This window comes from Pseudomonas sp. AL 58, assembly GCF_036348395.1.
In the GTDB taxonomy this organism is placed as follows: Bacteria; Pseudomonadota; Gammaproteobacteria; order Pseudomonadales; family Pseudomonadaceae; genus Aquipseudomonas; species Aquipseudomonas defluvii.
Genome location: NZ_JAZBQR010000011.1, coordinates 171,962 through 192,572, shown reverse-complemented (window position 1 = coordinate 192,572; position 20,611 = coordinate 171,962). Strand labels below are relative to the sequence as shown.

20 protein-coding genes and 1 tRNA gene are annotated in these 20,611 nt (G+C 57.7%); 6 read left to right on the top strand and 15 right to left on the bottom strand.

All coding sequences use genetic code 11. The features are described from left to right. Positions 1-185: 185 nt before the first annotated feature. The 8 genes from UIA24_RS14325 to UIA24_RS14290 form a co-directional block, all read right to left on the bottom strand. Complete coding sequence (locus tag UIA24_RS14325) at positions 186-887, bottom strand: response regulator transcription factor (RefSeq protein ID WP_065760677.1); 702 nt, start codon at positions 885-887, stop codon at positions 186-188. Between the two features lie 14 nt (positions 888-901). After that, entirely contained in the window at positions 902-1,042 is a 141-nt protein-coding gene (locus tag UIA24_RS14320) for a hypothetical protein (RefSeq protein ID WP_157767130.1), read from the bottom strand. Positions 1,043-1,572: 530 nt separating this feature from the next. After that, positions 1,573-2,958, bottom strand: coding sequence for a TolC family protein (locus tag UIA24_RS14315; RefSeq protein ID WP_371917262.1), 1,386 nt, complete (start codon positions 2,956-2,958; stop codon positions 1,573-1,575). After that, positions 2,955-4,268 carry an HlyD family type I secretion periplasmic adaptor subunit gene (locus UIA24_RS14310; protein WP_330523138.1) on the bottom strand — a complete coding sequence of 438 codons (1,314 nt, stop codon included), beginning with the start codon at positions 4,266-4,268 and terminating at the stop codon, positions 2,955-2,957. Before UIA24_RS14310 ends, UIA24_RS14315 begins: the two co-directional genes overlap by 4 nt. Position 4,269: 1 nt before the next feature. After that, complete coding sequence (locus UIA24_RS14305) at positions 4,270-6,033, bottom strand: type I secretion system permease/ATPase (protein ID WP_099774278.1); 1,764 nt, start codon at positions 6,031-6,033, stop codon at positions 4,270-4,272. Positions 6,034-6,223: 190 nt separating this feature from the next. Next, a complete protein-coding gene (locus tag UIA24_RS14300) occupies positions 6,224-6,565 on the bottom strand; it encodes a hypothetical protein (protein ID WP_330523132.1) in 342 nt (113 codons plus the stop codon). A gap of 59 nt (positions 6,566-6,624) precedes the next feature. Next, positions 6,625-7,185 carry a YSC84-related protein gene (locus UIA24_RS14295; protein WP_330523131.1) on the bottom strand — a complete coding sequence of 187 codons (561 nt, stop codon included), beginning with the start codon at positions 7,183-7,185 and terminating at the stop codon, positions 6,625-6,627. 69 nt (positions 7,186-7,254) lie between these two features. Continuing rightward, complete coding sequence (locus UIA24_RS14290) at positions 7,255-7,413, bottom strand: DUF3309 family protein (RefSeq protein ID WP_330523130.1); 159 nt, start codon at positions 7,411-7,413, stop codon at positions 7,255-7,257. A gap of 295 nt (positions 7,414-7,708) precedes the next feature. Between UIA24_RS14290 and UIA24_RS14285 the strand changes: the two genes are divergently transcribed. After that, on the top strand, positions 7,709-8,401 hold the full coding sequence (locus UIA24_RS14285) for a Crp/Fnr family transcriptional regulator (RefSeq protein WP_330523129.1): 693 nt from the start codon (positions 7,709-7,711) through the stop codon (positions 8,399-8,401). Between the two features lie 104 nt (positions 8,402-8,505). Further along, positions 8,506-8,715: a hypothetical protein gene (locus tag UIA24_RS14280; RefSeq protein WP_330523128.1), complete on the top strand. Its 210-nt coding sequence runs from the start codon at positions 8,506-8,508 to the stop codon at positions 8,713-8,715. 46 nt (positions 8,716-8,761) lie between these two features. On the opposite strand, the gene UIA24_RS14275 is transcribed toward UIA24_RS14280, so the two are convergent. Both UIA24_RS14275 and UIA24_RS14270 read right to left on the bottom strand, forming a co-directional pair. Next, positions 8,762-9,496, bottom strand: a complete 735-nt coding sequence (locus tag UIA24_RS14275; RefSeq protein ID WP_330523127.1) for a Crp/Fnr family transcriptional regulator — start codon at positions 9,494-9,496, stop codon at positions 8,762-8,764. A gap of 134 nt (positions 9,497-9,630) precedes the next feature. After that, positions 9,631-10,557, bottom strand: coding sequence for a LysR family transcriptional regulator (locus UIA24_RS14270; RefSeq protein WP_330523126.1), 927 nt, complete (start codon positions 10,555-10,557; stop codon positions 9,631-9,633). 217 nt (positions 10,558-10,774) lie between these two features. Here UIA24_RS14270 and UIA24_RS14265 point away from each other — a divergent pair, with 217 nt between their 5' ends. Further along, positions 10,775-11,902, top strand: a complete 1,128-nt coding sequence (locus UIA24_RS14265) for an alkene reductase (protein WP_442963034.1) — start codon at positions 10,775-10,777, stop codon at positions 11,900-11,902. Between the two features lie 249 nt (positions 11,903-12,151). Here the strand turns inward: UIA24_RS14265 and UIA24_RS14260 are convergent. The 5 genes from UIA24_RS14260 to UIA24_RS14240 all read right to left on the bottom strand — a co-directional run bounded on the left by UIA24_RS14260 (position 12,152) and on the right by UIA24_RS14240 (position 15,796). Then, a tRNA-Gly gene (locus UIA24_RS14260) sits at positions 12,152-12,227 on the bottom strand. Between the two features lie 66 nt (positions 12,228-12,293). Further along, positions 12,294-12,854, bottom strand: a complete 561-nt coding sequence (gene pgsA / locus UIA24_RS14255) for a CDP-diacylglycerol--glycerol-3-phosphate 3-phosphatidyltransferase (protein WP_065761978.1) — start codon at positions 12,852-12,854, stop codon at positions 12,294-12,296. 32 nt (positions 12,855-12,886) lie between these two features. Continuing rightward, complete coding sequence (gene uvrC / locus UIA24_RS14250) at positions 12,887-14,710, bottom strand: excinuclease ABC subunit UvrC (RefSeq protein ID WP_065761977.1); 1,824 nt, start codon at positions 14,708-14,710, stop codon at positions 12,887-12,889. Positions 14,711-14,712: 2 nt separating this feature from the next. After that, a complete protein-coding gene (gene gacA, locus UIA24_RS14245) occupies positions 14,713-15,351 on the bottom strand; it encodes a response regulator transcription factor GacA (protein ID WP_099774263.1) in 639 nt (212 codons plus the stop codon). A gap of 79 nt (positions 15,352-15,430) precedes the next feature. Continuing rightward, positions 15,431-15,796: a helix-turn-helix domain-containing protein gene (locus tag UIA24_RS14240; RefSeq protein ID WP_330523125.1), complete on the bottom strand. Its 366-nt coding sequence runs from the start codon at positions 15,794-15,796 to the stop codon at positions 15,431-15,433. Positions 15,797-16,459: 663 nt separating this feature from the next. Between UIA24_RS14240 and UIA24_RS14235 the strand changes: the two genes are divergently transcribed. The 3 genes from UIA24_RS14235 to UIA24_RS14225 all read left to right on the top strand — a co-directional run bounded on the left by UIA24_RS14235 (position 16,460) and on the right by UIA24_RS14225 (position 20,602). After that, a complete protein-coding gene (locus UIA24_RS14235; protein ID WP_102053420.1) occupies positions 16,460-17,767 on the top strand; it encodes a nucleotide sugar dehydrogenase in 1,308 nt (435 codons plus the stop codon). 177 nt (positions 17,768-17,944) lie between these two features. Continuing rightward, positions 17,945-19,438 (top strand): glycosyltransferase, encoded by a 1,494-nt coding sequence (locus UIA24_RS14230; protein WP_065760793.1) that lies wholly within the window; start codon positions 17,945-17,947, stop codon positions 19,436-19,438. A 15-nt stretch (positions 19,439-19,453) separates the two neighbouring features. Further along, positions 19,454-20,602 (top strand): PilZ domain-containing protein, encoded by a 1,149-nt coding sequence (locus UIA24_RS14225; protein ID WP_065760790.1) that lies wholly within the window; start codon positions 19,454-19,456, stop codon positions 20,600-20,602. The last annotated feature ends 9 nt before the right edge of the window (positions 20,603-20,611 follow it).

Below are 20,611 nucleotides of genomic sequence, written 5' to 3'. Positions count from 1 at the left end.
AGGATGCGAGGGTGGCGTAGAAACCACCCTCGCATTGCTTCCTGGCAATCGAATACAAGACCTGCATGGCCGAACCCGCTCTGGATGGTCAAGCGCCACAACAAAGAACGGCAACACAGCAGCGCGCCATGCACCCATAGCCGTTTCAGGTCGCGGTTCTTGCGTGAAGCTCAATCCGACTCCACTCACGTGGACTCAGGCGGCTCTCCGTTGCTGGTGAGCCCATGTTTCATTGCGTACATGAGCAAATCGATTCGATTGATGAGATCGAGCTTTTGATAGATGTTGCTGAGGTGGTTGTGTACCGTGTGTTCGCTAATGCCCAGGCGCTCGGCGATGCCCATGTATTTGGCAGACGGATCATCCACAATGGCGCGAATCAGTTCCCGCTCGCGCAGTGTCAGCCGCGCCTGTTTCGCCTGTTCCAGATTGCATCTCAAGGGTATATGCCCGGTCGCGGCATAGCCGGAGAGCCCACCGGCCCACGCCCTATCCAGCCCGATGTTGCGATGGTGAACCTTGATGATGGCCTGGATGATCGACTCCGTCGGGTCTTCCGCAAGCACGATACCGCGTGCGCCCGCCTCTATCGCCTGGGCAACGGGAATGGATTCGTACAAACCCTTGAGCACCAGCACCTTCATTTCCGCGCTGCGGGTGAGCCCCGAGACAACCTCCAGCGGGTTAAGCGCATCAGGAAAGAAACTGAAAAAAATAACGTCTGGGCGCAACTGATCGGCAAGGTCCAGCGCATTGGTGTAGGTGGTGGCCTGGCCGCTCACTTCCATCCGAGGCTTTCTGGCATTGATCAAATCGTGAAGGCCCATCAGAACAAGAGGGCGACAATCGATCAGCATCACCCGTATTGGTTTTCTGTGTTCAGGCATTCTCTTTCTGCCCCCTATTGAAAGACGGTACCCGCCCACATGTTGAAAGCATGGGCTTCCACCGGCTGCACCAGCAGGGGCTGCAAATATATCCATAAGCCGGACAACGGCATCGAAACAACACAAATAGGAATAGCTATCAATAGCTTGCGCATGATGATGTGCTCCCTAAGCCGGTAAACTGAGTCTAGGCCAGCACGGTATGCTGCCAGCCCACCTAACCGCCAGCCACCGACTCACCCCTCCTACACGTCGCTCGACCGATGCTCTCAAAACGTACTCTAGTCTCGCAAAATCAAGACCTTAGGCTCACCAGCGACGGCCTGCAGCCACAGCCTGCCCCGCCCAAAAACGTCAATCAACCGACGAATGGCGGGTGAAAATGTACAAAAAAACGATGGCGTCAATTTAACGTCAAACCCTGCCTCAACGAGCCCCTCTGGTCGGCCCTGGGTACGCGCACGGGCACGCCAAACGCGTTTAATGTGGGTTGTAGGGGCATGGTGCAGTGCCGCCGCTCGGCGCCTCTGTACTGGCCAACCGTCACGCCACTTGGATGAACGTGCGGATGAATGCCGGCTTGAGCGAAGGATGGCCAACGTGAAGGTTCAATCGGAATCGGAAGGGGTAACGGGACAGTTATCCAACAAAAGTGCTTACAAGAGACGGTCGTGGCTTGGCGAGATCAGGGACGCACGACATCCTGGCCAGCGCTGCGGGGACTCAACCAGCCATTCACACTTTCGACACTTTCGGCCGACGGCTTTCCCGCCCAGCGATTGAGGCTGAACACATTACTGAGGAACTCGTATTGCGTCTTGAGCAGGTTACGCCGAGCGCGAAACTCGTTACGCACGCTGGCCAGTACATCGACGGCATTGACCATTCCATAGTTCAGCGCTTTCTCTGCGGCTACCCTCGACAACTGTGCAGAGGCCAACGCCAGGCGGTTCGCCTCGATCTTTTCACCGTTCGAACTGGCGGTGAGGTATGCGCTGGTGATCTCCTTGACCACCCGACGCCGGATCGCTTCCAGTTCCTGCTCGGCAGTCACTTGATCCTGATAGAGCCCACGGACCCGCGCCGAGGTCGAGCCGCCGCTGTACAGCGGCACCTGAATGCCAACGCCCGCAACATAACTGTCAGTACGTGGCGTCAGGGAATTGTTGTAACCTTCGTTGGTCTGTTGAGCACTCAGGCTCAGGCTCAAGGTCGGATAGTGCCCGCCCTTGCCACTGCGTAACGCGGCGTTCGCTGCTTCGACCCCGCTCTCGCGAGCCTTGAGCGCAGGGTTTGACGCGATTCCCTCGCGAACCCAGGTTTCCAGACTCTGCGCAGAAACCTGTAGTTGCACGTCATCACGAATCCGATTAAGCCTCTCTTTGACGGGGCGACCGACAATCTCTGCCAGTGATTCGCGGCTGATAATGGCTTGGTTACGGGCATCCAGCTCCTGCGCCGCGAGCAAATCCACCCTGGCCTTGAGGTCAAGCTGATCCGTAATCAAGGCCAACTGCTTCTCGTACAACACGTTGATCCGGTCCAGACTTTTTTGCGTGGTTAGACGCTCCGCTATCACTAACTCCAGCTCATCCTCTGCCGCCAATGCCGTGAAGTAACGCCTCGCCAATTCCACTGTCGCCTCCGCCTGGGCATCCAGCGCTTCCGATTCGGACTGCTTGGCCAGGCTTTGAAATTTTTTATAGTTCTCCCACGCGGCCTTGTTATAGAGGTACTGACGCAACACCAGGCTGTAGCTCTCGCTATCGTAACTCTGCTGTATCAGGTCGTTTTCCTGGTGAATCTGGTTCATCCCTGCATTAATCGACACTTGCGGCAATAGCGCTCCCAGGGCCTCGCGCTGATGTTCCTGACCCGCCTGGGCTCGCGCAAAAGAGGCCAGTACCTGCGGATCCTCCAACCGCGCCTCCCGATACAGCTGTACAAGGTCGGTGGAAAACGTCGAGGCACTGACCCCTTTCGATACGACAGCAGGGGTTTGCGCCAAGGCAACGCCCGCCGCAACCATGAACGCACTACCCAACAAAATGGCCGACGTGCCCACGGTCATTCCTCGATCATCGATTGAGAGAGAGCGTTGCGAGCCGGTTGCATCAAGTACTGCAACAGCGTGCGTTGGCCCGTGATGATCAACACGTCCGCCGGCATCCCAGGCAACAACTTGCGCTCACCCAAGGTACGCACGCCGTTCTCGGTTACCCGAACCCGAGCCAGGTAATAGGCGGCCCCGGTCTTCTCATTGGTCAGCCTGTCAGCCGATACACCGGTGACCTCGCCTTCGATCACCGGTGTGGTCGCGCTGTTGAACGCGCTGAAACGGATATCGGCACGCTTGCCGATGGCGATACGGTCAATATCCAGCGTCGTCACCTGAGCCTCTATGATCAGCTCGGAAATCGATGGAACGATGTCCAGCAGTGGCGTTGCCGGGCGCACGACACCACCAATGGTGTGCACCGTCATGCCAATCACCATGCCTGCGTCGGGTGCGCGGATGACGATACGGCTGAGCCGGTCTTCCAGAGCCGAGGTTTTCTCCTGCAAGTCGTATATCTTGGTCTGAACCTCGGCCAGCTGCTTGACCACATCGGCATTGAAATCCTTGTCGATCTGCAGAATCTGCAGCTGTGTTTCGTTGATCTGCAGACGCGTACGGTTGATTGTGGAACGGTGATCCGCCACCTCAGACCTGAGCATCCCCAGTTTGCGTTCCTGCTCGAGCAGACGTTGTTTATCAACGAACCCCTGCTTGAGCAGGTCCGTCAACTCATCGATTTCAGCGCTGTAGGATTTCTCCAGATGCATCTTGGCGTCGATCATCGATTCCAGCCCCTTGACCTGTTGCTGCAACTGGCCGATGCGCTCCCGCAATACTGCTATCTGGCCCAGCCGCGAGCCCTGTCGAGCATTGAATACCTGGGTCTCGCTCTGGCGCGCTTCCATACCGCGCGAACTCGTGGGATCGACCACGTCACCAAAACCGATCGCCGACAGCGTGTCGCGCTCGGCGATAAGCCTTGCCTCCATGGCTTTGGCCGCGACCAACTGGCTTCGGGTCATCTCGTATTCAAAGCGCAGTTGGGCATCATCAAGAATGATCAGCGGGTCACCGCGTTTGACGATGTCGCCGTCATGGGCCAGTACCTCTTTGACAATGCCCCCTTCAAGATGCTGGACGGTTTTGCGGTAAGTCTGCACCGTGACCACACCCGGCGCATAAGCGGCCCCGTCGAGGGGCGCGAAAGCCGCCCAAGTGCCGAACAGGCCGAAAGTCACACTGACAATGGCGACGCCCAACCGGCGTACTTTACGATCCGACGTTGGCAGGTCGGCGAGACTGTCAATTTGCCGGTCGGGCATCTTAGGATTCATTGTCTTCATCCTTGCCGGTATCGACCGCAGCAACACTGGCACCTGCAGGCATGGCATGCCGTTGTGCCTGCTGTTGCCTTGCGTTGAGTTCGGCCAGCACCTGGTCGCGAGGCCCAAATAGGCTGACAACCCCAGCGTTCATGACCATGAGCCGGTCAAGTTGCGACACGATATTGGTTCGGTGGGTAATCACAAACAGCGTCGCACCAGTCTGTTTTAACTGCTGGATGGCTGCCGCCAAGGCACGATCACCGACGTCGTCAAGATTGGAGTTGGGCTCGTCAAGCACAATCAACCTAGGGCTGCCATACAGGGCACGGGCCAATCCGATGCGTTGGCGCTGCCCGCCCGACAGCATGACCCCCTCGCTGCCAATCACAGTGTCGTAGCCATCAGGCAACAGCAAAATCATTTCGTGAACGCCAGCGGTCTTGGCAGCCAGAATGACTTTTGCCGAGTCAACCTCGGCGAAGCGGGCAATGTTTTCGCCGATGCTGCCCTCGAACAATTCAATGTCCTGAGGCAAGTACCCGATATATGGGCCCAGCTCTTGTTTGTCCCAGGCGCTGATATCCGCGCCATCCAACCGGACGACCCCATGCTGCGGCGCCCACACCCCTATCAATGCTCTGACCAGGGTCGACTTGCCGGCGGCACTTGGGCCGATGATTCCCACCACGCAACCGGCAGGGACGCTGAAGCTTATGTTTTTGATGATAGGTGTATTCGAGCCAGGTGCCGCGACAACCAGATTCTCGACCTGCACGTGCCCCTGGGGCGGAGGTAAAGACATACGCTCGGGTTGCGTCTGTTGCTTGTCGAGGATGTCGTTCAGACGGCGGTATTGCGAACGCGCCGCAATGAAGCCTTTCCAACTGCCGATGATCAGATCAATGGGGGCCAGCGCACGCCCCAGTAGCACGGCCCCGGCAAACACCATACCGGCTCCGACCTGATGGTCCACCGCCAGGTACGCCCCCAGCCCCAGCACCAATGATTGCACCAGGAGCCGGAAAGTCCGGGAAAGCGTACTGACAATAGCCCCTCTATCGCTTGCCATGGACTGCAACAACAGAACGTTTCTTTGCCGACGCCCCCAACGATCCATCAGGGTTTCAAGCATGCCCATGGACTCGATCACCTCTGCGTTGCGCAGGTTCTTCGTGGTGTAGAGCGTCGCGCCGATATGTTCCTTGTTGGCCTGGGCCAGTGCCGGCCCCGTCAGCCTCTCATTGAGAAATGCGAGTGATAACAACAGTAGCGCACTGCCTGTCGCTACCCAGCCAAACCAGGGATGAAACAGGAACATCACCGCGATATAAATCGGCAACCAGGGGGCGTCGAAGAAGGCGAACAAACCATTACCGGAGAGAAACTGCCTCAAGCCCGTCAAGTCGTTGAGCGGCTGTGCCGAAGCATCCATGCCGCCACTGTCCAAAGCCCGTTTGAAACTGGCTTTATAGACTTGGCGGCTGAGCAACACATCCAGCCGGGTACTGACCCGTACCATGATGCGCGAACGAACCCACTCCAGAGAACCGAGCGTGAGCAACAACCCGGTCATGATCAGCGTCAGCATTGCCAGGGTCGTCAGACTTCCGCTGCTCATCACTCGGCCATATACCTGAAGCATATAGAAGGTAGGAACGAGCATCAGTGCGTTGATAAAAAAGCTGGCAAAACCAACAAAAACAAAGCTGTCTCGACAGGTTTTCAGCGCACTTTTCAGACTGTTTTCAGGTGTGCTTCGCATTGAGACCCCTGCTCGTAAAGCCAACCTTTGAGGAGCTTAGATCATGTCGAACAACTGTGTTCGGTAATTGACCAGATCGCAGACTTTCTGGATCTTCCGCCCAGTGCAGCACCGCGCTCGTCGTGCGCCCTCCTTCGTTTATGACAATCTGATTGCTGGCAACGACAGCCTGGAATTCGTCGACCGGGCATCACCCCAATTGATCAACCATGACCGCATTGCTATAGACCAGAGCACCGTCAGCGGCACGGTGCCCGACCAAATGAAACTGACCGCGTTGGTCACGTGCACTCAAGTAAATGCGAAACTGGCAATCCGACAACGGGCCACACTCCGGAGGCATGATCAAATCCATCTGGCTGATGTCGACATCAACCATCACCTCGGGCACGTTGGTCTTTTTCAACTGCTCTTCAGCCGCCTCAAGGCGAACATGATCCGCGCCACTGACGTGAAAATGAATTTGCCCCAGCTCGATGGGGGGTGCATCGCTACTGGTCTTGTACCAACCTTCTATGGTCAAGGTGTTCATGGGCAGTGCTCCTGAGGTGAACGCCCCGATATTGACGCTGGATCGGGGCGCACGCTGGGCTAGCGCTTGATGAGGGAAATCTTGGTGCCCTCAATGCTGATACCCGCCATCAACCCTTGCTGATCAAAGACAAACGCATAGGCATCGTGCTGCAACGATGAACTCGATAGATTTTTCGCCACGCCCTGATCAACGACGACGACGGTAGGCCCGACACCAACCTCCCAGCCCTTCGTGTCGCGCACATACTGCAGGGCTTTGTCGGTCATCAGGAACACGGCATAAGCGTAGGATTGGGCACCTGCCTGCAGCCCCCAGGAGCCGGTCACCGAGTTGTAGTAGCCGTCCACTTTGGAGCCGATCAATAACTCGCCTTCACCATAACTGCCACCAAACACCAGGCCGGCCTTGACGATGTTGGGGAACACGAGCACAGCCTTGGCGGTGCGCGACAGGGTCTGAGCCAATGGGTCTGCCTTGTAGAGCATCTGCAAGGCCTGTTGGGAGTCTTTGTCCAGGTCCGCGGCCGTTGCAGCACTGGCACTGTTAATGAGCCCTGCCGATGCCAATGACAGGACGACAAAAGCCATCGAAAACAGTAACCGTAGTGAATGTTTCATTGCTGAACTCCAATACCCGAAATAGAAAGGAAGTGATCGTGGGCTGTGCGACTGACATCCGTCAGTCGGTTACAACCGCCCCATCAGCAGCAACACGATGAGAATGATCACCACGATACCCAACCCGCCGGTCGGTCCGTATCCCCAGTTCCTGCTGTGCGGCCAGCTTGGAAACACGCCGATCAGTAGCAGGATCAAGATGATTAATAGAATTGTGCCCACGCTCATGGCTGCTTCCTCGAGCGCGCGAAAGAAAAGAACAGGCTTTATCGCTGTCGCGCGCGCACAGCGATCTGACACAATCAGCTTGAGCCGTTGGCAGACAATGTTCTGTACGGTGCCGCACAGACGTCAGGGTCTTTTGCGCCGAGCCTGTTGAACGTGGGCGCCACTGAAAGCGCTCTGGAAAACAGGCGAGTACGTGCTGTAGCGAACAGACGGTCAGGCAAACGTTGCCCAAACTTTCTGCACGAGGCCGTACAGCACCGCTCTCGTCACTGTCACCGTGCTGCAGGACAATCCCGTGCCAGCCAAAACACCACGGCAGGTGGAGAACCACCTGCTTAAGGGCCTGCCTGAAAAGGACCTCAACCCGATACTGGATCAGTGCCAGCAGGTCGACCTGGCCTTTGGCACCGTGCTGTGTGAACCTGGCCAGCCCCTGCTGCATGTGTACTTCCCAAGCACCGCATTCATTTCCCTGATGACGACGCTACGTGGCCATCCACCCCTTGAAATAGGTCTGGTCGGCTACGAAGGCATGCTCGGTGCGACCCTTGCACTAGGTGCCAACACCGCCCCCATGCGGGCGATCGTACAAGGGGCCGGCAGCAGCCTGCGAATGGAGTGTGCACAGCTGAAAATCGCGCTCCACGAGCATCCCGTGCTGTTGCAACGGTTGAATCAGTACCTGTACCTGTTCCTCACGCAACTGGCGCAAACGGCAGCCTGCACTCATTTCCATGAGATCGAGCCGCGCCTGGCGCGTTGGCTACTGATGACTCATGACCGCGCACACGCCAACCATTTTTATCTGACGCACGCGCTCCTGGCGAACATGCTTGGCGTAAGGCGCAGTGGCGTGACCCTGGCTGCCGGAGCCCTGCAACAGCGCAATTTGATTCGATACTCCCGTGGCGACATTACCATCCTTGACCGCAAGGGATTGGAAGCTGCGTCATGCGAATGCTACTGCGCGCTCCACACCGAAGCCTGAAAATCACGCCCAGAGCACTGTGTGCGATGGCGTACATACCCTGCCCCTCTACAAGGCCAGAATGGAGCCAGGGAAAAGCAGCATTCGCTGCAACAGGCGTAATCATGAACACCATGACTGATTCACTCGCAGTAACGCGCATCAATGCGCAGTGCCATCCACTGGTACGTTACCTCAACAAGCTAAGCGGCATTCGCTACTCGGCCCTCTACGAACAGACCGGCTGCTACGAGCTGAACCCTTTGTACGGAAAAACACGACATGTTACCGACGAAGAGTTGGCCAATACCGAGGTCTGGGAGCGACTGCCTTGAGAACCTTCGTTGAAGGGCTCACCTCAAGCCGGGCCGTTGAGCCTGTTCAGTGCGATGTGGTATAGCTAAGGACTGTATGGGCAAGAAGACGATCGGTTTCTTTCTTTACAACGGCATAACACTCGCAACACAGCGCCTCGAGCTTCGCGCGATCCAACACCTCTATATGGCCACGGCTGTACTCGATCACCCCGAGTTTCTGCAATTTACCCGCAGCTTCCGTGACGCCCTCGCGACGAACGCCAAGCATGTTGGCAATCAGTTCCTGGGTCATGATCAACTGATTACTCGGCAAGCGATCCAGCGACAGCAGCAACCAACGACACAGCTGCTGGTCGATAGAGTGATGGCGATTGCACACTGCGGTCTGTGCCATTTGAGTAATCAAGGCCTGCGTGTAGCGCAGCAACAGCTGCATCATCTCGCCATGCCGGTTGAACTCACTTTTCAAACGATGCCCCGCCAGCCGGTAGGCATGCCCTGCACTCTGCACAATGGCCCGGCTCGGGGTGCTTTCGCCGCCCATGAACACGGCTATGCCAACGAGCCCTTCGTTACCTACAACAGAAATTTCCGCCGAGGCCCCATCTTCCATCACGTAAAGCAGGGAAATGATGGCGTCGGTAGGGAAATAGACGTACTGAAGAGAATCACCTGACTCATACACAACCTTGCCCAATGGCAAGACGACCAACTCCAACTGGGGAATCAGCCGCTCTTGCACCTCAATAGGCAACGCCGCCAGCAGACGGTTCTGCAACGGGTGGGGACGCTCAGACATGGTTTCACCAATGGTGCCAGTGGCCTGCCAATACACGGGTTTCACAATCATAGACCTGCGGGGGCATTTCCACCTCCCGGCGCCCCGCGCACAAGAATGGGTGACATCCATAGCGCGTGCACATAGCCGAGTTGTCACTCCAAGTCATCCCAATAAGGCGGCGTGCCAATGGCGTTCAGAAAGTAATCCCAAACCAATCGCACTTTTCGCGAGCGAAGCCGGTTCTCGGGGGATATCAGGTGTATTTGACTTGGCATCGCCTCCACGGAGCCCTCCCATTCGGGCAGAAGCCGGATCAACTCTTTGTTCCTGAAGCACTCTTTGCTGAACAGCCAGGAAGGAAAAAATACGATCCCCCTTCCAGCCAATGCCGCTGCCACCAGCACCTCAGCGTTGTTGCTACGGAGTGGACCATGAACATCAATGATTTCTACTGCCTCGCTCTCAGGACGACGAAAATACCAGCGCTGCGCTCCACCCGTTCCTTTGTAGACGAGACAGGAATGGTTTCGCAGCGCCTGCGGCGACGAAGGTTTCCCATACCGCTCCACATACTCTGCGCTCGCGCAGAGTATGTAGCGTTGGTCGCAGATTTTCCGTCCGATCAAACCCGAGTCTTCTAAATGCCCGACTCGGAATGTGATATCGGCGCCCTCCTGTACGGGATCAATGAACGCATCGGTGACAGCCAGCTCCACGGTCAGTTCGGGGTATTGCAGATAAAGACCATTGAGGAGCTTCACGATGTGAAGATGGCCCAGCGCGACAGGTGCATTGATCCGCACCAGGCCACCAATGTCACCTCCTTTACCGCTGACTTCTTCATCCGCGGCGTCCAGCAACTCCAGAACTTCCCTGATCTGAAGGTAATAACGCTCACCCGCATCGGTCAGCTTTACCGCGCGAGTACTTCGATACAGGAGCTGTTGCCCTACCTCACGCTCAAGTGCCGCGATGAAACGTGAAACCGATGAGGCTGGCACCTGGAAGTGGCGGGCTGCCGCGGAAAAGCTGCCTTTGAGGGCAACCATCGCGAAAAACCTGTGGGCTTTTAGATGCATGTCAGGTGTCCTTCAGGGGCTCGGGGAGGCTGCGATGACCCGCAAATGCTCAGCCGATGCCGTGCTTTGAGCCTTACGCAATCAAACAAATGCACACTCAAAAATTGCTGTTATAGCAATAGTGTTTTGCTTTTAGCCTTAATTGTGACCTTTTTCGCAACCTCCTACCATCGCGCCATCCATAGCAGTGCTTTACCCCACCTGGAGGCCAAGACTCATGATTGACCTGTTTGACCCATATGACCTGAACGGTTTGACGCTGAACAACCGCTTCGTCATGGCACCGATGACCCGGTCACGGGCACCGGAGGACATTGCAACTGAACAAGTGGCCTTGCATTACACCCAGCGTGGCACTGCTGGCCTGATTGTGTCCGAAGGTACCCCGATCTCCCGCGAGGGCCAGGGCTATCTCTTCAATCCCGGGATCTTCACAGAAGACCAGATCCAGGGCTGGAAGCTGGTCACCGATTCAGTCCACAGCGTGGGCGGCAAAATCTTTGCCCAGTTGTGGCATGTTGGACGTGTTTCCCACACCTCGATTCAGATCGACGGGAAAGCGCCCGTCAGTGCTACGAGCAAAGTTGCGCAAGGCGCGATCGCCTTCGGATACACGCAGAACGGTGAACCAGGATTTGTCCCAACGTCGACTCCCCGCCCTCTTGCTACTGAGGAAGTCGGTCGAGTCGTTGAGGATTTTGCGCAAGCCGCAGCGAATGCAATTGCTGCCGGTTTCGATGGCGTGGAAATTCATGGCGCCAACGGCTACCTGATCGAGCAGTTCCTGAACCCATTGGTCAATGACCGCTCCGACCGCTATTCAGCGAAAAGCCTGGAAGACCGCCTGCGCTTCGTGTTTGAAGTGGTTGATGCCGTTTGCTCCAGAATTGGTGCAGACAAGGTAGGTATTCGGATCTCTCCGTACGGGCAGCTCTTCGACATGCCACTCTACCCCGAGATCGACGAGACCTACTCGGCACTCTGCGCAGGCATGAACACGCGTGGGATCGCCTATGTCCACGTCATGGATCAGACACACTTCTTCCTGGCGAGTGAAAGTGCTACTGCACAGGAGCAAGCGCTGCGAGAACTGCTGGAGCACTGCAAAGCGCAATTGGGCCAAACAGCGCTGATTCTTGCCGGTGACATGACACTGGAACGCGCCCAAGATCTGGTTGATGCAGGGCTGATCGATCTGGCGGCCTTCGGACAACCGTTCATTGCCAACCCTGATTTGGTCGCACGCTTGAAAAACGGCTGGCCTTTGTCGACGCCAGATCGCGACACCTACTACGGCGGCACCGCCAAGGGTTATGTCGACTATCCCCCCTACGTGCCAGCCTGACGCGACGGTCATTCAGCGGTGGCGAGGCAGTCATTGCCAGCCATCGCCTTAAACAATGGCCGCTCTGGACTGTCTGCTGCTAGTGAGGCGTGATGGCTGACTGTGCCAGCCTCATCTCGCCGCCCAAGGCGATCCGGATAAAAGTCGAGTGATATACCGCAAAACAAAAAACCCCAAGGCTTTCACCTTGGGGTTTTTCATGTGCAGCGCACCTTTCTATGAAGCTATCAAGATTCGCTGCACCAAATTTGGAGCGGGAAACGAGACTCGAACTCGCGACCCCGACCTTGGCAAGGTCGTGCTCTACCAACTGAGCTATTCCCGCGTCGTCTTGATGGAGGCTATTCTAGCGATTTTAAAAACCTCGTCAAGCCTTTGATTCAAAAAAGTTTTATTTTTTTTCTGAACCGTCCCGCAGGTGTGGCCAGGCCGCCCGCAAGTACTGTTGCATCGACCACAGGGTCAGGCCCGCAGCGATCATCAGCAACGAATAACCCAGCACCACCCAGAAGTTGAGCACCGGCGGGTTGGCCAACAGGATCACCAGCGCCAGCATCTGCGCGGCGGTCTTCCATTTGCCCAGGTTCGACACCGCTACATGAGCGCGGGCGCCAAGCTCGGCCATCCACTCGCGCAGCGCCGAGACAACGATTTCGCGCCCGATGATGACCGCCGCGGGCAAGGTCAGCCACAAGTTGGCATGCACCTGAACCAGCAATACCAGCGCTACCGCAACCATCAGTTTGTCGGCAACAGGGTCGAGAAACGCACCGAACGGTGTGCTCTGTTGCAGGCGCCGGGCCAGGTAGCCATCCAGCCAGTCGGTCGCTGCGGCAATGGCAAAGACCGTGCTGGCGGCAAGGTAGCTCCAGTGGTAAGGCATATAGAACAACAAAATGAAGATCGGTATGAGCAGGACGCGAAGAACGGTAAGCAAATTAGGAATATTCATCGGCACAACTGGCTGCAAAGTGAGCGGGCATTCTACTCGCTATGCAGGCTGTCATAAATCGACTCAGCGAGCTTTTTACTGATTCCGGGTGCTTTAGCGATTTCTTCTACGCTGGCACGGGCCAATTCCTGCAGCCCACCGAAGTGTTTGAGCAGGTCGCGACGACGCTTGGGCCCTACCCCGGCAACACCTTCAAGGCTGGAGGTACGCCGCGCCTTGCCGCGTCGGGCACGGTGGCCGGTGATGGCAAACCGGTGGGCCTCATCGCGAATCTGCTGGATCAGGTGCAACGCCGGGGAATCCCCGCGCAACGTGAACTCGTGGGCGGCATCATTCAGGTAAAGGGTTTCAAAGCCGGCCTTACGCGTAACGCCCTTGGCCACGCCCAGCAGAATCAGCTCGGGTACGGCCAGTTCCTGCAGTACATCCCGAGCCATGTTCAGTTGGCCCTTGCCGCCGTCCACCAGCAGGATATCGGGCAGTTTACCCTCGCCTTCCTTGAGCCGGGCAAAGCGTCGGGTCAAGGCCTGGTGCATGGCCGCATAATCGTCGCCAGCCGTCACGCCTTCAATGTTGTAGCGACGGTAGTCCGACTTGAGCGGGCCTTCCGGCCCGAACACCACGCAGGACGCCACGGTCGCCTCACCGCTGGAGTGACTGATGTCGTAGCACTCCAGTCGTTGAGGGATCTCGTCGAGCTTGAGCACCTGAGCCAGTGCTTCAAATCGCGCCGCCATGTGCTGGCGGTTGGCCAAGCGCGCCATCAGCGCCTGTTCGGCGTTGGTAACCGCCAGTTGCTGCCAGCGCGCGCGCGTGCCGCGAACCCGGTGGCTGATGCTCAACTCGCGGCCACGCAGGCTATGGATCGCGGCGGTGATCGCCTCGAAGTCCTCATGCACCACGTTGACGATCAACTCGCCCGGCAGGTCGCGTTCAGGGTTCGCCACATAATACTGCGAGAGAAACGCAGCCATGACTTCGGCCACGTCCTCCTCAATACCCACCTGCGGAAAGAAGTTCTTGCTGCCCAGCACTCGCCCGCCGCGCACACTGATCAGGTGTACACAGGCACCACCCGGGTTGACGAACGCGGCTATCACATCGACATCACCGCTACCGCCCTCCATGCTCTGCTGGTCCTGGACCCGCCGCAGCAAGGCAATCTGATCGCGCAACTCAGCCGCGCGCTCGAACTCCAGGGCCATGGCGGCACGCTCCATGGCCGCACTCAACTCATCGGTCAGTTGGTGGCTGCGCCCTTCCAGGAACATCACCGAGTGACGTACATCCTCGGCATACACCTGCGGCTCAACCAGACCGACACACGGGGCCTTGCAACGCTTGATCTGATATTGCAGGCAAGGCCGCGTGCGGTTGCTGTAATAGCTGTCTTCACACTGGCGCACCAGAAAGGTTTTCTGCAGCAGGTTCAGGCTCTCGCGAATGGCTCCGGCGCTGGGATAGGGCCCAAAATACTTGCCCTTGGCCTTCTTGGCACCACGGTGAATGCCCAGGCGCGGGTATTCACCCTCGGAAAGCACGACATAGGGGTAGGATTTGTCGTCACGTAGCAGGATGTTGTAAGGCGGCCGCCATTCCTTGATCAGCGTCTGCTCCAGCAGCAGCGCCTCGGTCTCATTGGCGGTAATGGTGGTTTCGACCTGAGCGATCTTGCCCACCAGCGCTGCCGTTTTCGGCGCAAGACCGGTCTTGCGGAAATAGCTGGCCAAGCGCTTTTTGAGGTTCTTCGCCTTGCCTACATAAAGCAGGCGCGCGTCCTCGTCGAACATTCGATAGACGCCCGGGCGACCACTGCAGGTCGCCAGGAAGGCGCTTGAGTCAAAAACAGGGATCATGTTCAGAGATTGGCGTCGACCATGCCATGGCGGACCGCCAGCAACGTCAGTTCGACGTCGCTGGTGACCGAAAGCTTTTCAAAGATACGGTAACGGTACGTGTTCACGGTTTTCGGCGACAAGCACAGCTTGTCGGAAATGATCTGTACCTTCTGGCAACCGACGATCATCAGCGCGATCTGGATCTCTCGTTCGGACAACGCGTCGAAAGGCGAACCCTGCGGTTGGAACGGCTTGAGTGCAAGCTGCTGGGCGATCTGTGGGCTGATATAACGCTGCCCGGCAAACACCAGGCGTATGGCCTGAACCATTTCATCCAGCCCAGCGCCCTTGGTCAGGTAGCCAGCAGCCCCCGCCTGCAGCAAACGCGTCGGGAACGGGTCCTCTTCACAGACCGTTACCGCTACCACTTTCACATCAGGGTGGCTACGCAGCAGCTTGCGGGTGGCTTCAAGGCCGCCGATACCCGGCATCTTGACGTCCATCAGGACGACATCCGGTTTCAACTCACGCGCGACCTTCAATGAAGCCTCGCCCGAATCCGCCTCGCCGACCACCTGAAGACCGTCGATATCAGCCAGCATTCGGGTAATGCCTGTACGCACCAGATCGTGATCATCGACCACCAGGACCCTAATCAAGCTGACACCTCGCGTTACGGTCTTAAATTGGATCCCGCCACTCTAACAAAAAACCCGGTACGAATCCTAACGGAAAGCGTCACGATACCGACGTCAATTTCCTTACACCCACAGCAGGCCGCTGCAGCCCCCTGGACAGGCTGTGAAGCAACTGCAGCACCGCCTCCTGATCGGCCTGCGGCAACGTGCGATAACAATCGAGCACCTGGCTTTCAGCAGACGACAAGCCCTTGGCCGTCACCGGGGTATGCACCCCGCTGAGCACATACAAGGCATCGACACCGCGCCCTGCCACGGCAGCCAGATAGTCCAGCTTGGGCGTTCGCTCACCACTCTCGTATTTGCCCTGAGCATTGGGCTCGACACCACCGATGTCGCCAAAAGCACGCTGAGTCAGCCCAAGCCGCTCTCTTTCTTCCCTGATACGCGAACCGATTCCAGTCATCTGAATACAAAATCCCTTACACGACACCCCCAAGGGGGCTCCCTGAAAATAACAATAGGTAATGAAGCGCTGCTGAACTATGCACGCGATGCAGCGTGCAACACAAGCCAGCCCGTGACAGCCCGACATGACGCCACTCATTCCCACACACCGTTAGTGTTTGAACATTAATTCTGGCACCGCAGAAGTTCCCTATCACAGCGGTATTACAGAGTATTGAATGTTATCGAAGTTAGCTGCAGCAGCCCACCACACACTATAAAAAACACATGAACTGCGCGCACTGACACTGCGCGAGCGCACGCGCCAAAAAAATGAACACACCTCAATGTTTCAGGCCAAAAAACGCCTTAAGCAGACATTTTGACGCCAACAAACCACCACGAAAAAGCCTTCAATTTTTTGACGCCCAACTTACATCAAACTTTAAGTCATTGATTTAAAAAGGTTTTTTACACTTAACTGATTTAATTTGACCACTCATCAACTTTGTAGGCACTCGCCACTTGCAAGTATTAAAAGTCGTCTTATAGGATGTAAAAAAGACAGAAAAACCGCCTGCGCAATACAACTTCGCGCTGTCTGTCAGCGTGCGCCTGCCGCCCTATAAACATGTCTAACTAACGATCCCGGATCAGTCGATGAACCGGGAGAGAGGGAACTATGCATATCAGTATTTTTGGATTGGGTTATGTTGGGGCTGTCTGTGCCGGTTGCCTTTCGGCACGCGGACATCAGGTGATCGGTGTCGATATCTCCGAGGCCAAGATCGAGATGATCAACCAAGGCCAGTCACCCATCGTTGAGCCTGGCCTTGAGGCATTGCTGCAGGAGGGCCTGCGCAAAGGGCTGCTGCGTGGCACGACCGATGTTCAGGCCGCAGTTCTGGAAACCGACCTGTCACTGCTCTGCGTTGGTACCCCGAGCAAGAAGAACGGCGACCTGGACCTGGTCTACATGGAGGCTGTGTGTCGCCAGATCGGTGAAGCGCTGCGTGACAAGCCCTCGCGGCACACCGTCGTGGTACGCAGCACCGTGCTGCCCGGAACAGTGAAGAATGTGGTGATCCCGCTGCTTGAAGCCACGTCCGGCAAACGTGCCGGTGTCGACTTCGGCGTCGCGGTGAACCCGGAGTTCCTCCGCGAAAGTACGGCGATCAACGACTACGACTTCCCGGCGATGACCGTCATCGGTGAGCTCGACAGCCAGTCTGGCGAGCTGCTGCAATCGCTCTACGAGGGCCTGGACGCACCGGTGATTCGCAAGTCGATCGAAGTCGCCGAAATGATCAAGTACACCTGCAACGTCTGGCATGCGACCAAGGTCAGCTTCGCCAATGAGATCGGTAACATTGCCAAGGCCTCGGGCGTCGACGGCCGTGAAGTGATGGATGTGGTCTGCCAGGACCACAAACTCAATCTGTCACGCTATTACCTGCGACCCGGCTTTGCCTTCGGTGGCTCGTGCCTGCCCAAGGATGTTCGCGCCCTCACCTACCGCGCCGGCCAGTTGGACGTCGAACACCCACTGCTTGCCTCGATCATGGCCAGTAACCGCAGCCAGGTGCAGAACGCATTCGACCTGGTGACCGGTTTCGACAAACGTCGTATCGGCCTGCTCGGCTTGAGCTTCAAGGCTGGCAGTGACGACCTGCGCGAGAGCCCGCTGGTAGAGCTGGCCGAAATGCTGATCGGCAAAGGTTATGACCTGCGCATCTACGACGCCAACGTGGAGTACGCGCGGGTATTCGGCGCCAACCGCGATTACATCGAAGGGAAAATCCCGCACGTCTCCTCACTGCTCTGCAACGACTTGCAACAGGTCATCGACGACTCGGACGTGATCGTGCTCGGTAACAACGACAACCGTTTCGCCCTGGCGCTGGAGCGCAACGACAACAAGCAGATCGTCGATCTGGTCGGCTTCATGCCGCATACCAGCGACGCTTCCCGTGAAGGGATCTGCTGGTAAGCCTGAACGCTCCGCCAAGAGAGCAGCCGGCACCCGCCATCAACTGACACGACCTGCCATCGTCCGCCCGCCTCGCGGGATGGCGACGTGCAGCCGTGTCGCCGGCAGGCGCCGCCACCATCAAGGAGAGACGAACACATGGAACGACAGTCAGGCCAACCTGCGAGTCACTCAGGCATGCTCAGGGCAAGCGCACGCTTCTGCGCCTGGGCCTGCCTGTTCGGCTTGGTCGCGCTGGCCTCGGAAATGGTTGCACCGCAATACCTGGACCCCAATCACCACCTGTTCATTTTCATCATCGGCACCCTGGGCATGTGGCGCTATGGCAACGCCATTGTCCATTACCTGCGCGGCATGTACTTCCTGCACTGGAAGTTTCCACGTATTCGCAAGGCCGTCGAGCGCATGGGCGATGCAGCACTGCCAGCCCACATGTTCATGGTGGTCACCAGTTTCCGTATCCCGACCCATACCACCTTCAAGGTCTACCAGTCAGTATTCCAGGAAGTGCAGCGGCTCAAGGTACCGTGCACGGTCATCGCCTCGATCGTCGAGAAAGGCGACGAGCACTTCATCAAGGACATCATGCGTAACGAGGTCAAGGGCCGCGACGACATCAAGCTGGTTATCGTCCGCGCCCGCGGCACCGGCAAGCGTGATGGCCTGGCGCATGCCTTTCGCGCACTGTCGCGGCAGATGCCCATGGAAGACTCGGTGGTCGGCGTGGTCGATGGCGACACCATGATGCTGCCCGGCTGTGTCGAACGTGCGGTCAAGCTGTTTGCCTACCTGCCCAATGTCGGCGGCCTGACCACCAACGAGTTCTGCGAGGTCGAAGGCAGCCGCCTGATGCGCGAATGGCACTCGATGCGTTTTGTTCAACGGCACATCAACATGTGCTCGATGGCCCTGTCGCACCGCGTGCTGACCCTGACCGGGCGGCTGTCGTTCTTCCGTGCCAGTGTGATGACCGACCCCGAGTTCATCAGGGATGTCGAAGCCGACTTCCTCGAACACTGGCGCCTGGGCCGCTTCCAGTTCCTCACCGGTGACGACAAGTCATCCTGGTTGAGCCTGATGCGTGCGGGTTGGGACACCTTCTATGTGCCCGACAGCAACACCCTGACCGTGGAGCATCCGCCAGACAACAGCTTCTGGCGTGCAACCCGGCAGTTGATGTTCCGCTGGTACGGCAACTCGCTGCGGCAGAACTTCCGCGCCACCCACCTGCTCGGGCGAGCGCGACTGGGGCTGTTCACCCTGTATGTGCTGCTGGATCAGCGGGTATCGATGTGGACATGCCTGATGGGCCTGACTGCATCGGTGGTGGCCGGCCTGGTGTTCGGCATCCAGTACCTGCTGGTGTACCTGTTCTGGGTGCTGCTGTCGCGCACCCTGGTCACGGTGATGTTCCTGTTTGCCGGGCACCCGGTAAGCCCGGTGTACCCGTTCGTTCTTTATTACAACCAGATCGTCGGCTCGGTGATGAAGGTTTATGCAATGTTCCACATGGACCAACAGCGCTGGACCCGACAAAAAACCACATTAAGCAACGGCAGCGTCAACTTCGATGCAGCCCTGAACCGCTGGTCCTCCAAAGCGATGCTGTGTTCCTCCATCGCGATCTTCTTCGGGGTCATCTCGGTTCTTCTCGAACTCACGCAACGTTAAGGAAAGGCGCCTGTCATGAGTAGCTCCAGCACCCCAACAGTACCGGCCAATGTGGTCCATGAAGCGATCGACGAACGTCAGTACGTGCGCACCAAACTCAATGCCCGGGTCCTGCTCAGCGCAACGGGCCAACCCTCATTCGAGAGCACGCTGCAGGACATTTCCCTGGGCGGTATCGGCCTGGTTCATGCAGACCCGCTGAAGATCGGCAGCCTGTACAACGCCTCGATCAAGCTGCGACTGAATCAGATCGACCTGAATATCGACAGCAAGGTCAAGATCGTGTCCCAGCGCGGCCAGGAGGTCGGCGCACAGTTCGTCGACCTCGATACCCAGAAGCGCGACATCCTGCGCTACATCATCACCGCCTACATGTCCGGCGAAATCGCCGACATCAATGGCCTGTTCAACGTGATGCAACGCGAGAACTACATCAAGGAACGCAAGCACACCTATGCCAGCGCGCGTTCAGCCGGCGACCGCCTCAAGGCCATGACCGGCACCCTGCTGTACACCGCCGCCGGGATCGCCGCGCTGAGCTTTGTTGCCTACAAGAGCTACCTGCTGCTGTTTCGCATCCCGGCGCTGCAAGCCCAGGTGTCGGCCAATGCCCAGGTCATCAGCATGCCCGACAACGGCTATGTGAAGTTCCTGCTGCAACCGGGGCAGACCGAGGTCAAGGCCGGCGAGCCGGTGGCGAGCATTTCAACGCAACTGGCGACCAGCTTTACCAGCCCGGCCGACATGAAGGCAGTCGCCGACCTGTCGCCCGGCGACCTGCAAACCCTGCTCGGTCGCGCCACCATCGAAACCGTGATCAACAGCCCGTGCGACTGCCAGGTGTACTTCCCAAGCAAGCCATTGGACGGCTTCGGCTACAAGCAGGCGCCACTCATGCACCTGCTGCCGAAAAACGAAGACCTGTTCGTCACCGCCAACGTGCCGTTCGACAAGCTCGCCGACATCTCCCGGGTGACCTCGGTCGACCTGCAGGTGTTCGGCCTCGACGAGCGCTTCACCGGCACGGTGGTGGACTCGCGGGTGGATGAGCTGAACAAGAACCTGGCCCTGACGATCCGTCCGGACACGCGCTTGCCAGCCCAGGCCTATCTGAAACCGGTGTCAGTAGACCTGTTCCTCGGTCTGCCGTCACTGTCGCGCTAAGGGCCGAGC